Raw genomic sequence first — 12412 nt, forward strand, 5'->3', positions numbered from 1 at the left:
GTCCCGCCTGTCACACCGCCACCGCCTCGGCGTCCGGCGTCACCAGCTGGGTGTCGTTCAGGCGGAGGCCGCACACGCACGGCTCGTCGTCCGGGCACACGCACTCGCCCTCGGGCGGGTTCCAGCCGGTCGTGTTCGCCAGCGCGCGGACCTCGTCAAGGATCGCGGACCAGTCGCGGGGGCGGCGGCCGTCCGCCAGGGTGGCCAGCTCGTTGGCCACCTGCGGCGGAAGCAGCCGCAGGATCTCCGGGCGGGCCCCGGTGACCAGGTCGAACAGCACGCCGAGGCGGCCCAGGCGCTGCCTGGTGTTGGCCACCCGGACCTGGCGCACGGCCTCGTGCAGCTCGGCCAGCTCCTGGCTGTCGGCGGGCGACAGGTCCAGCGCGCGGGCGATGGCGGCGGCGGCCGTCCCGGCGGCGGCCCGCTCGTTCGCGCCGACCGTGCGGGCCGGATCCACGTCGTAGGTCAGCACGCCCGGGTCGGGCTCGCCGGACCCGGGCCGCCGGACCTCGACGGTGATGGGCGCCCGGCCGGGCAGCACGATGTCGAGAAGGCCGGGACCGTGGATCACGACACGCGCGCCCATGAGGGCGGCGGCCCGTACGACGGCTCCGGCGGCGGCCGTCTCGGGGAGCGTCGCGTGGCCGCGGATCGCCGTGACGTGGGCGGGGGTGAGATGGCCCGCGCGGGACAGCTCCGCCAGCCTGGACGGCGCCTCCTGCTGGTCGCCGGCCAGTCCCAGCCGCCGGGCCTCCTCCTGGAGCGCCGCCCGTTCGGCGCGCGAACGGACCGGGCCCGCCTCGGCGGCCGCCCGCGCCAGCCCGCGCAGCCGGGCCAGCGCCGCCGCCTCGGCCGGTCCGGGCCGCCCGCTGTCTGCGGGACGGTCCTGCGTCGACCGGCCGCCGGCGGGGTCGCCCGTGAGCGTGGCGGCGTGGGCCGCGACGTGCTCGGCGACGGCCGTCGTGGCCCGGGAGCCGGCGTCGGCGGGCACCCGCAGCATCAGGTGGCCGGGAGCGCTCGACTCGACGGTCACCCCGGCCGCGCCCGGCGCGGCCTCGGCCAGGGTCAGCGTGAACTCGCCGCCGGGGGCGGTCACCGTGAACGTGTCCGCCGGCCCCACGTGCGGGGCGGCGCCGTTGACGGCACCGGCTCCCGGGGTGATGGCGGGGACGCCGGCGATCTCGGCCAGCTTGCCCAGGCCGGGCGGCGAGGTGTCCAGGCCGGTGGCCGAGCCGCCGTTGAGCAGGCGGGCGATCCGGCTCTGCGGCTCGGGGGCCGCCGGCGCGCGTGGCCCGGTGCCCCACGGCGGGGCCGGCGGGGTGTGGCCGCGCCGGCGGATGTCCTCGGCGACGGCGTCGATGGCCGCCGCCAGGCGCTCCCGCCGGGCCGGGTCGGTGGTGGCGTGCCACTTGTCGGACAGGTGGGCGTGCTCGTCCATGCGGGGGAGCAGGCACAGGTCGGTGCCCTCGGTCTGCTCGCCCTGCGGCGACGTCCTGAGCACGCCCTGCGGCAGGCCGGCGGCCGCCGCGGTCGCCGCCTGGACGACATGCGAGAGGTCGTGGACCAGGACCGACGAGACCAGGTCCGGATGCACGCGTCCCCAGATCCGCAGCAGGTGCGGCTCCTCGGCCGTGCCCGCGCGCGGCACGGTGATCGCGTTCAGGCCGTCGCCCGGCTCTCCGACCTCCACCCGGACGTGCTGGTCGGGCGCGCCCGGCATCTGGACGGTGAGGACGTCGTCCCCGGTCCAGCCCACGTGGGCGGCGGCGCCGCCGAGGTCGACGGCGGACAGAGGCTGGCCGCGCAGCTCGTCCAGGCTCAGGTCGGGAACCCCTTGCGGGCGCGACGACCTGCTGAACGGCGTGTTCTCGATCGCGGGGGACGGCATCCCGGCGGCCGGCGTCACGCCCTGCGCCACGCTGCCGCCCACCGGGTCCGGCTGCTCGGCGTTGACGGGCTTGGGGGCCGGCCAGGCGGGCGGCGGGGCGGGCGCCGGAAGGGCGTCGACGGCCGCGAGCGCGGCCTGGACCTGCTCGGTGAAGGTGCCGGCCGTGCTCGGGTTCATGTAGACGTCGCGCAGGTCGAGCCCGGCGCCGACGGCCGCGTCCAGCAGGTCGGGGGCCAGGCCCGCGAACGCGTCGGCGAAACCGCCGTCGGCCGTCTCGCTGTACAGCGAGCCGTCCGGCATGACCCGGTAGCGGTGCACGCCGTCCGCCTCCCAGACCGCCACCCTGGCCACCTCGCCGCGGTCGCGGGCGGCCAGGCGGGCCTCCTGGAGGGTCTGGATCGGGTTCTGGTTCTCGGAGGCGGGCACGTGGGTGAACGTCGCGGGCGGCGGGCCGCCCGGACGCGGCGGCGCGATCCGTACGCCCGCCGCCATGCGGGCGCGCAGCTCCTCGATCTCCTCCCCGAACATGATCACGTCCACCTCGCCGGTAGACGCGCCCGGCAGGTGCACGGGCTCGCCGACCGGCCGCTCGTTGCCGTCGCGCAGGCGCGCCGTGTACTGGAAGTCGACGTCGTAGTCCACCCGTAGACGTACGGTGTAGAGCTTGCCCTTCTCGAACATGCTGCGCTCGCGGCGCGCCCCGTGGTGGTCGCTGACGCTCTCGGACGTCTGCTCGCCGCCCCGGGCGCCGCCGTTGACGCCGGTCGAGGAGTCCGACCCGTTGACGCCCCAGCCCACCGGGGTCGTGTGCCCGCGGGAGACGGTCACGTTCTGGGCGTCGGCCTGCCGGTCGACCTGGCCCTTCTCCCCGTCGTACGGCCCGGCCACGATCGTCAGGTCGGACGTGCGGGCGTGGACGGTGACCGTCACGCCCTGGTCCTTGAACTTCTGCCTGGACACCCGGACGACCGGCTCGCCCGAGGGGCCCGTCATCCGCTCGAAGGCCGTCAGCAGCGCCGACGGCGCCAGCCGCCTGACCAGCTCGGGACGGCGTTCCTGGACCGCCGCCGCGCCCAGCATCTTGGTGAGCTGGGCGGTGACGACCTCGTACAGGCTGGGCTTGGCCGGGCTCTCCCACAGCGCCGCCGGGAAGAAGCCGGGATGCAGCTCGGCCTGCCGGGGGTCGCTGGTCATGACGACCGGCCCCGGGTCCTCCCCGACGGGCCTGGTCATGCCGGTCGGGAGGCGTCGCACCAGCGTGGCCTTGTAGGTGACCGGCGGCGTGGCGCGCGGCTTGTGCTGCAGCCTGTCGGCCGCCTGCTTGGTGGCGGCCGACACCTTGCCGCCCCGTACGGGCCTGCGCTCGACCTCGATGACGAGCTGCATCTCCTGCTGTACCCGGGTCAGCCCGCTGAACAGGCCGATCCGCTGCAGCCTGGTGTTCTGGTGGTTGGTGGAGCCCGAGTACCCGCGGTTCCTGTCGGTGGACAGGCCGCCGCCCTGGCCACCGTTCGGATCGCCGGCGCCCTGGTCGAGGCCCGCGGACCAGGACCCGTTGTACGACTCGGAATGCGACAGGTCGGTGTACCGGTAGTGCTGGACGATCAGGCCGGACTGCGACGTCTGGCTGAGCATCCTCGCCGTGCGCGGGTCGCCGACGGGCACCATGCGTACCCGGACCGTCACCTCCTCCGCCTGCGTCACCTGCGCGCCCTGCTGGACGTGGTAGCTGCGCTCGAAGCCGCGGGTGGACCACATGTCGGTGACGTGGATCAGCGCCGCGTCCTCGGAGAAGTCGACGTTCAACTCCTCGCCGAGGGTGGGGCTCTCGTCCAGCGCCCCGGGCACGGCGTCCTGCACGGCGCTCCGGACGGCGTCGATCACGTCGACCGGGTCGCCGTTCTCGTCCGTCAGGGTCAGCGACTCGGTCGAGCTCGCGCCCACCGACCGGTCGTACGGCGGCGCGAGCACCACGTCCCTGGAGCGTTCGAGCTGGTCGGCGGCCGTGTCCAGGGCCTGGTCGAGCTTCTCCTGCGGGCTTCCGCTGTCGGGGGTGTCGAGCCCGGTCACCTCCTTGAGCTTGCTCAGCAGGGCCTGCGGGGTGTGGCGGTCGCTGTACTCGTTGGTGACCCCGGACTGGACCATGTCCTTGACGTAGCGCTGGACGAGCGGGACCGCGAGGCTCCGGTCGAGAGTCAGGCTGCCGTTGAGGAACCGCTCGACCGCGTCGCCGACCAGGTGGGGCGGCAGGTCGAGGTCGCCGTCGGCGTGCATCAGCAGCGCGTCGTACTCCGAGACCGTGAACAGCGCGGTGCCGGACGTGCTCGTCGTCCTCGACTCGCTGAGGGGGATCCGCTCGCCGTTCGGCACGCCGTGCTCGGCGCTCTCGGAGCCGGTGAGGGTGAGCTCGACCGAGCTGCGCAGGATGTACTGGCGGCCGAACTCGATCGTCAGCTCCTCGCTGCCCCAGATGTCGAGGATCGAGGTGGACTCGGACGTGCCGCCGGACCGGGAGGGCAGCGAGAGCGTGCCGCTGTCGCTGGTCGTGCCGCCGTCGTCGAGGTCGCCCGCGTTCGTCGTCATGCCGCCGGACAGCCCGGACGAGCCGCCCCACGAGATGCCGGCGCTGCCGAGCCCGAACAGGATGTTGCCCGTGACCTGGTCGACGACGCCCAGCACCTCGGTCTCGCCGACCTCGCCGGACACCGACAGCGACGAGCGCGTCGGGCCGTTCGGCCGGATCATGACGTCCGTGGTGAGCGGCCGGTTCAGCAGCTTGGGGTGGGCGACCAGGTTGCGCACGTTCAGGAACGCCATCAGGTGCTGGAAGGCCACGGAGTCGCGGATCGTGGCCCGCGGCAGCACCCGGCTGGCCGCGCTCATCGGCCGGCCGACGTCCACGTGCAGCAGCCGCGCCTTGGACCGCAGCTTCGGGGACATCCGCCCGAGCGGCGCGGGCGGCGTGGGCTTGGTCGAGGGCAGCAGGTCGGCGGCGAAGACGAGCTGGGCCGAGCCCTCGCTGTTCACCCTCATCGTCGTCGTGCCGTTGTGCAGCAGCTCGGCGGTCATCTGGTGGCCCAGCGTGAAGATCGCGACCCCGCCCTTGCTCTCCTGGAGGGTCACGACGTTGGTCGTGCCGCCGGCGCTGGAGCCGGCCGAACGGGTGCGGTTGCCGCCGCCCTTGACGCCGACCTCGTGCGAGAGGCCGTCCTGCCCCTCGTTCGGGCCGTCGCTCTCGCTGACCCCCGCCCCGCCGCTGTACGTCCTGGACCTGCCGATGCCTCTGGCGGAGGTGTCGGAGCCGATGTCGAGGTTGACGACCGTCTGGGAGTCGGTGTGACCGACATAGGTCGCCTGGTTGAAGTCCTGCTTCAGCGACAGGCGCAGCATGTAGTGCTCGGGGGCGGAGTTGAGCCCGTGCAGCGTCAGGTCGAGCATGATGCCGTCCTGGGCCAGGGAGTCGTAGGCGGAGCGGATCCGGTGCTCCGAGAGCTGCTCCATGACCTCCTGGAGGTTGAGGATCTGGCTGGCGCGGGTGAGCCTGTTGGAGGAGTACTCCGGCACGCCGTTCACGGTCTTGGGGATGACGCCGCGCTCGGCGAGCCCGTCCAGCACCTTCTGCCGGAACTCCTCCAGCCCCTCGATGTCCTGCACCAGCCCGGGGCCGGCGCCACGCATCTTCCCGGGCCCGTCGCCGAGCCATACGGGCAGCTCCTCCTTGCGGCCGGGCGGCGGGCCTGGGTGCGGGTCGCCGCGCATGATCTGCTCGCCGTTGGCGTCGGTGACCGGCACGCCGTTCTTACGGGCCAGCGCCGCGCTGTCCACGGGCAGGCCGTACCGGTAGGCGGCCGACTCCCGCATGTCCACCAGCGCCTCGCTGAACATCGGCCGCAGGGTGACCGGCCGCTTGCCGACCTCCTCCACCGTGTACGTGGTCACCACCGTGAGCCGGTAGCTCTGCTTGTGGTGGGTCTTGCGGTGCACGCTCGGGTGGATCGCCTGCCTGTTGGCCGTGGCCGAGTACGACCGTGACGCGCCTCTCGCCCCGTTGGCCTTGGGGCCGATCGCGGGCTGGTACCCGCCGAGGTCCACGGCCGCCAGCCCGGGGGCCTTGAACCCGGCCGAGGCGCTGCCTTCCAGCGAGGAGCCCGACGAGGCGCCCCCCGGCGTCTGGACGAAGTCGACGAGCACCTCCTCCTCCCACTCCGCGGCGGTCGCGCCGCCGACCGGCTCGGCGGTCTCCACCACGACCCGGCTCTCGGCACGGATCCGGACGTGCGGCTCGCCGTTCCTGGTGATGACGCGCTCCAGCCCGCCGTTCACCGCGTCCCGTAGCCGGTGGGGCAGCTCCTGGGTGACGAACGAGCGCAGCTCGTCGCGGGACACGGTGCCGACCTCGGCGTAGTCGCCGCCGAGGGTCTCGGCGAGCGCGTCGACGGCGCCCTCCAGGTCGCTCATGCTCTGGACGACGACGTTGGGCATCTTCTGGCCGCGCTTGGCCCGGTCGATCCACTCCAGTTTGCGCGGCGGCTGGTCGGTGGCGGAGTGGGAGAACCACAGCCGCTGGCTCGAGGAGTCGCCGGGAGCGCCGGAGTCGACCGTGACGGTGCCCCGCCAGTTCTCGTCCTGGCCGGTGCGGATCTCGGCCGTCCAGGTGGCGGCGGCGTCGAACAGCAGCGACTCGCTCCGGTTGTCGGTGACCGAGCCGCCCTGCGCGTACATGCCGGCCCCGCCGCTCGTCGACCAGTTGCGCCCGAGCGAGGCGCCGAGGCCGACGCCCAGCAGCTCGGCCACCGTCCGCGCCACGTGGTCCTCGGGCAGGAACTGCGCGAGGACGCTGGTGTCGAAGCCCGCCGACACCCCGCCGCTGCCCGACTGGGTGATCGAGGCCGTACGGCTGGCCTGGTAGAACAGGCCCACCATCATCTCCGACCCCTTGATGGCCGGGTCCAGCACCTCGACCAGGTCGGAGAGGGTCAGCTTGATCCGCACCTCGGCCGCCTTGCCGTGGTGCCCCACGGTCAGCACGAGGCCGTCGGGGGAGACGGCCTTGTGGAAGTCGGCCCGGATCGCCCGTTCCAGCTGGTCGGCGCTGTACCGGTGGCCGATGTCGTTGTCCGCCAGCAGGTTGTTGACGGCGTCGGTGAGGGTGGACAGGTGGGCCAGCCGGCCCGTCGGCTGGGCCGCGGCCAGGCTGATCTCCTGCGGTAACGCGTTCGCCAGCGCGTTCAGGTAGGCGGCGTGCTGCTGGAGCACCTGGTTGGCCAGCCGCTCGGCGACGTGCCGCATGCCGACCGGCCCGCTGGGCGCGCTGGGGTTCTCGATCTCGTTCATCGCCGTGAGCAGCTGCTCGTACGTCTGCCGGGTGCGCGTCGCCTGGCGCAGCGCGGCCTCGTACGCGTCGGCGATCCTGGTGTGCCGGTTACGCGTGGCCTGCTGGTTGCGGGCCTCCTTGCGCGCCGCGGCCGCCCGCTCATGGCGGCCCTGGTCGCGTTTCCGCTTGGCGTTCCGCATCTCCTTGGTGGACTTGCGGGCCGCTTCCTGGGCCTCCTGGGCGGTCTTCCGCTTGGCGTCGATCTGCTCCTGGAGCGCCGCCTCGGCCCGCTTGAGCGCGTCGATGACGGCCGGCAGCTCCTCGCGCGCGGGGCGGCCCTGCGGCACCGGCGGCGCGTGCGTGGGCCTGGACCCCGGCTTGGGGGCCCAGGGCGGCAGCGGCGGGGTGTGGCCGCGCTCGCTGAGCTGGCGGGACACGCCGTCGATGTCGAGGGCGAGGAGCCGCTGCTCCTGCGGCGTCTGCGCCGCGTGCCACTGCTCGGCCAGGAACGCCAGCTCGTTGAGCTGGGCCTGGGCGCACATGTCCTGGGTGGGCTCGCTGGTCGCCGGCTTGCGGCGCAGGAAGCCCCGCCGCTTGGGGGCGGTGTCCTCCTGGAGCTTCTGCAGGGTGTCGGTGATCTCGTGCAGCCAGACCCGGGACAGCTGGCTCGGGTCCATGCCGGGGGCGAGGTGCACGACGTGTGCGTGCTGGGCGTCCTCGCCGGTCGAGAGCTCGGTCTCGCCCATGAGCCCCTCGGTCATCTCGCCGACGACCGGGCGGAAGTGGTGGGTGCCGTTGTTCCTGGTGCGGACGACGAGCGTGCCGTCGGCCGACCAGGTGATGTCCTCCACGTCCTGGTTGAGGAAGTGGGACGGCCGCAGGGCGTCGGCGCCCGCCTTGACCTCATCGGGCTGCAACGAGGTGCCCGATCGGGCGTCGGGGACGTGCCGGGTGCCCGGCACCGGCCTCGACGTGACCGTGCCCGGCTTGCTCGTGGCGGGCTGCCGGGTCTCGCCAGACTCCTGGGCCAGCAGCACCAGCGCGGTGGCCTCGGCCTGCAGCTCGTCGGCGTCGGTGACCTCCTCGGCGCGGGTGTCCAGGGCGGCGCGCACGCGTCTCATGGTGGCGGCGCGGATCACCCGTACGCTGCCGTCGGGGGCGGGGATGAGGAGGTCGTCGTTCGGGCCGACGACCGCGCCGGGGAAGTCCACGGTGAGCGAGTCGTGCAGCGCGTTACGGGCCCGGACGGTCGCCAGGACGGGCGTGGGCGGCGCGTTGTCGGGGGCGGCGGCCGAGGTGGTGGCGGGGGTGCCGTCGTTCTGCGGGGTGGCCGATGGCTGCTGGTCGCCCTGCTGCGCGGTCGGCCCCTGCCGGTTGTCCTGCTGTGCGTTCTGCTGCGTGTCCTGTTGAGTGCTCTGCTGGTTGTCCTGTTGGGCGTTCTGCTGGTTGTCCGGCCGGGTGTCCTGCTGGGCCGCCGGGGCGGGCCGGTCCTCCTGCTGGGGGGCCGGTTGCTGCTGGTCGTCCTGCCGGGTGTCCTGGGAGTCGTCCTGGGCCTGGGGGGTGGCCGGGGCGGCGGCGGTCTGCGGAGCCGGTGCGGAGCTGCCCTTCGCCCTCGGGTCCGGGGCCTGCGGCGTCGTGTCGGAGTCCGCCGCGGAGTCGTCGGTGGAGTCGTCGTCGGTCTCGGCCCGGGGCTCGCGGTCGGTGGTCTGCCGGTCGTCCTGCGAGGTGGAGCCGCGGCGCGGGCCGGCGTCCGAGTCGGTGGCGGACGTCGAGGAGGTGGTACCGCGCCTGACGTCGTCGTTCTGGCCGGAGGAGGGCGCACCGGCGGGCGCCGCCCCGCCAGGGGCGACGGGCCCGCCGCCTGAGGGGTCCTGGCCGCCGGCCGGCGGGTTCCCGCCCCCTGTGGCAGGGTTCCCGCCGCCACCCGCGCGGGCGGCGTCGGTACGGGCCGCGGTGTCGTAGGCCGACTGCAGGGCAGTGACCGGGTCGCCCAGCCATGTCCACGTGTCGGTGCTGTGGATGCCTTGCGTGTTGGTACGCCCCGCGCCGCCCAGGAAGCCGCCCATGATGGCGTCCGCCGTGAACGGGTTGTCCCACTGGCCGTACACCAGGCCGTTGGCGAAGAAGCTGCCGACCGGGGAGGCGATCGTGTTGGTCAGGCCGGTGGTCATCGCGCGACCGGGGTAGCCCGGCATGTGCCGGGTGACTTTGGAGATGGGCCCGGACAGCCCGGTGCCGACGAGCGCGCCGCCGCTGGCGCCGATGATCGCCGCCCGGGACTTCTTCCAGTCCCATTCCTTCCTGGTGCCCATCTGGATCTGCTGGTACTGGGCGCCGGCGTCGATGGTGAACTCCTCGCCGATCTCCTCGATCAGCTCCTTGCCGATCGCGGAGCCGAGCAGCCGGGTGATGAGGCCGCGCCCGGTGGCGCCGTTGAGCGCGGTCACCCGGGCCAGCTTCCCGGCGCCCACCTCCCTGGCGCCGATCATGGCGAGCCGGACCAGGATCCGGCTGATCGCCGCGCGTGCCGCGGCCGCGTACGGCCCGATGATCGCCGTCGAGGAGCCGGCCGTGAAGAAGGCGACGAAGAGCGCGATGGCGATGGCGACGATCGTGACCCAGAAGGCCACGTTGACGGACAACTTGGAGTACTGGGTCTCGACTGCGAAATTTTCCGACTGGCCCAGGTAGTCCTGCGACTTCCCGGCCGTGCCCGCCATGCCGGCCCCGTGGCCGAACAGGTACTTGGCGCGGTAGACGAAGTCCGCGCTGGCGGGCGAGGACCAGCCGGCCGCCACGGTGCGCACGGCCGAGCCGGCGCGCGGCGCGGTGCCGATCGCCCCGGCGGCGAGCGCGTGGTAGGCATGGGCGAGCTTGGACATCCCGCTCTCGCTCGCATCCGGCCACTTCTGACCGGCCGACAACATCGGGAGCAGCCAGTTGACCACCCAGTCGGGCAGCACTTCGGTCTCCCAGACCGGCTCCACGTCCCGGTCGATGCGGACCGGGGGCTGGACGGTGGGCGCACTCGACGAATTCTGAGAAGTCGGCCCCTGGGGGCCGGTGGCGCTGTGCGACACGCGTCAGACCTCTCGCGCTTTGAGGTCTTGCTCGATGGCGGCGTCCACGCTGAGGGTGTTGTCGATGCTGGCGCGGAGCCTGCCGCACGCGTCCATCAGCTGCTTGGAGAGGTCGACGCACTGGTTGAGCATGCGGTTGGGGCCGTCGTCGCGGAAATGGGAGTCCTTGAACGACCGGCCCTCCATGCCGTTGCCCCAGGGGGCGGCGGCCAGCGCCTCGACGACCGCGGCGACCAGCCGCTCGGACTCCTTCTCCCAGTCCTCGGCCATGGTGGTCCACTGGGAGATGCCCGAGTCCACGACGGGCTTGATGATCTGGGTGCCGTCCCAGGGCCTCATCGGCTGCCTCCCATGCGGTCGGCGAGCCGGGCCATGACGGTTTCGAGGTCGCCGCTCAGATGCGCCTCGAAGTCCTCGCGCGGGATCACCGGCTCGAAGATCTCGGTGACGCGCTCCAGGGCGCGCTCGGCGGCCAGCCGGGTGGTCTCGGCGATGGTGTCGGCGAGCTGACGGGCGTCGGGGCGGCGGTAGATGCGCGGGTCGAGGTCGAGCCGGATCAGCTCGCCGCGCGAGCCGACGGTCACCGACACCAGGCCGTCCCGCGAGGTCTCGGTCACCTGGACGGCCTTGGCCTGCTGGTGCAGCTCCATGCCCACGTCCTGGATCTGGCGGAACATGTCGCGCAGCTCGTCGCCGTATGCCCGCATCCCCGCCACGTCAGGAGAATCCATGACACCCCCGCCCCAATGCCGCGTGTTTCTTACGTCACATCCACCTTTCAGGTCAGTTTCTGTCACATGAACAACAGGAGACAAGAGCCAATCCTCAAAAAGGCCCATTCTGCGGACTTATCGCCACAACTTCCTCGCGGAGCTCGGTGATCTCCGTCCGCGAGGCCCACGCCCGGTACACCCCCCGCTCGACCCGCTCCAGCCCCAGCGCGAGCGCCGCGGGCGCGGAGCCGCCCAGGTATTCGAGCAGGAGCAGGCCGTCCCGCTCGTTGTGCACCTGGAACCGCTCGCCCCGCCAGGTGCACTCCGTGGTCACGAACTGCAGGGACGCGCACTCGGTGACCGGCACCGTGCGGACGTGGCAGCCGGGCTCGACCTCCTCGAAGCCGTCGGCCGGGCCGGTGGTGCGCAGGCGTACCCACAGCTCCAGGGGGTGCGGCTCGGGGCTGGCCACGTAGTCGGCGCCCTGCCAGTGGGCGCGGTAGAAGTGCCAGGTCATGCCGCCGCCCTCCGGCCGATCAGCAGCCATCGCCGCAGGTCACCGTGGTAGAGCGCGCGGCGGTGCTCGGTGCCCTGGTGGGTGAGCTCCCAGATCTCCGCGCCGTGCGGCAGGCCGACCCCGTACACCTTGTACTCGCGGATGACCTGGTCGACGTTGGGCACCAGGCCCATGCCCACGAACGGAGGCTCCTCGACCACCCAGCCGGCCACCGCGTCCCGGCCCTGCTCGTCGAGCCCTCCGTACGGGGTGCGGTAGAGGTCGAGGCCGACGGGATGCCAGCGCAGGATGTTCAGCGAGCCGTCCTCGGTCAGCATGTCGGGCTGCCCCAGCGCGTCGGCCAGCACCGTGGGCGTGGCGATGTGCGAGACGTCGAGGGCGTGGTGGCAGTAGCCGGAGACGCGCGGCTCGGCCGTCGCCAGCAGGTCGCCGATGTCGGACGGGGACAGCAGCTTCTGCACCACCGGCACCCCCGACCCGGGTGCGAGCCGCAGGTCCTGGACGAGCGTGGGCACCGCCAGCCTGGCCAGCGTCCCCGACTCCAGCAGGAACTCGGCTCCCAGGCCCGGGTTGACCGCCAGGCCCCATCGCGGGTCCGGCCAGCCGGCCGCCAGCTCGGCGGGCGAGACGATCCGGCAGTGCGTGGCGAGGCCGCCGGTCGCGGTCACCATCGCCTCGACCGAGGTGAAGGCCAGCAGCCACGTACGGCCGGAGCCCGTGGCCGTCGCCCAGGCGGGCGGCTCGGTCCCGGCCGCCGCGGCGGCGGTGATCGGCAACGCCAGGTCGGCGTCGCGGAGCAGGCCCAGGCACAGGGCGATCTGCCCGTCCTGGTGGGCCGCCCACAACCGTTCCTCGAACGGCGTGGCCGGCAGATGATCACTGGACGTCATCCGCCCAGTC

Annotated in this window: 5 protein-coding genes; all 5 read right to left on the reverse strand. The window is 73.3% G+C overall.

The features are described from left to right. Window positions 1-10 precede the first annotated feature (10 nt). Entirely contained in the window at window positions 11-10189 is a 10179-nt protein-coding gene (locus ACNF49_RS06875) for a WXG100-like domain-containing protein (protein WP_482943132.1), read from the reverse strand. 96 nt (window positions 10190-10285) lie between these two features. Then, the gene (locus ACNF49_RS06880) at window positions 10286-10621 is read right to left on the reverse strand and encodes a hypothetical protein (RefSeq protein ID WP_357983699.1); all 336 of its coding nucleotides are present in this window, start codon (window positions 10619-10621) and stop codon (window positions 10286-10288) included. Then, window positions 10618-11013 (reverse strand): YbaB/EbfC family nucleoid-associated protein, encoded by a 396-nt coding sequence (locus ACNF49_RS06885; protein WP_357983696.1) that lies wholly within the window; start codon window positions 11011-11013, stop codon window positions 10618-10620. The genes ACNF49_RS06880 and ACNF49_RS06885 overlap by 4 nt, the downstream gene beginning before the upstream one ends. A 94-nt stretch (window positions 11014-11107) precedes the next feature. Further along, window positions 11108-11542 (reverse strand): UCP033725 family protein, encoded by a 435-nt coding sequence (locus tag ACNF49_RS06890; RefSeq protein ID WP_482943133.1) that lies wholly within the window; start codon window positions 11540-11542, stop codon window positions 11108-11110. Beyond that, window positions 11509-12402, reverse strand: a complete 894-nt coding sequence (locus ACNF49_RS06895; RefSeq protein ID WP_357983691.1) for an SseB family protein — start codon at window positions 12400-12402, stop codon at window positions 11509-11511. The genes ACNF49_RS06890 and ACNF49_RS06895 overlap by 34 nt, the downstream gene beginning before the upstream one ends. Window positions 12403-12412 lie beyond the last annotated feature (10 nt).

It is taken from the genome of Actinomadura sp. ATCC 39365 (assembly GCF_054392275.1).

Bases quoted from the DNA above. Each gene is read 5' to 3' on its own strand.
- ACNF49_RS06890 (WP_482943133.1), bottom strand. From the start codon at position 11,542: ATGGCTGCTGATCGGCCGGAGGGCGGCGGCATGACCTGGCACTTCTAC.
- ACNF49_RS06895 (WP_357983691.1), bottom strand. From the start codon at position 12,402: ATGACGTCCAGTGATCATCTGCCGGCCACGCCGTTCGAGGAACGGTTG.
- ACNF49_RS06880 (WP_357983699.1), bottom strand. From the start codon at position 10,621: ATGAGGCCCTGGGACGGCACCCAGATCATCAAGCCCGTCGTGGACTCG.
- ACNF49_RS06885 (WP_357983696.1), bottom strand. From the start codon at position 11,013: ATGGATTCTCCTGACGTGGCGGGGATGCGGGCATACGGCGACGAGCTG.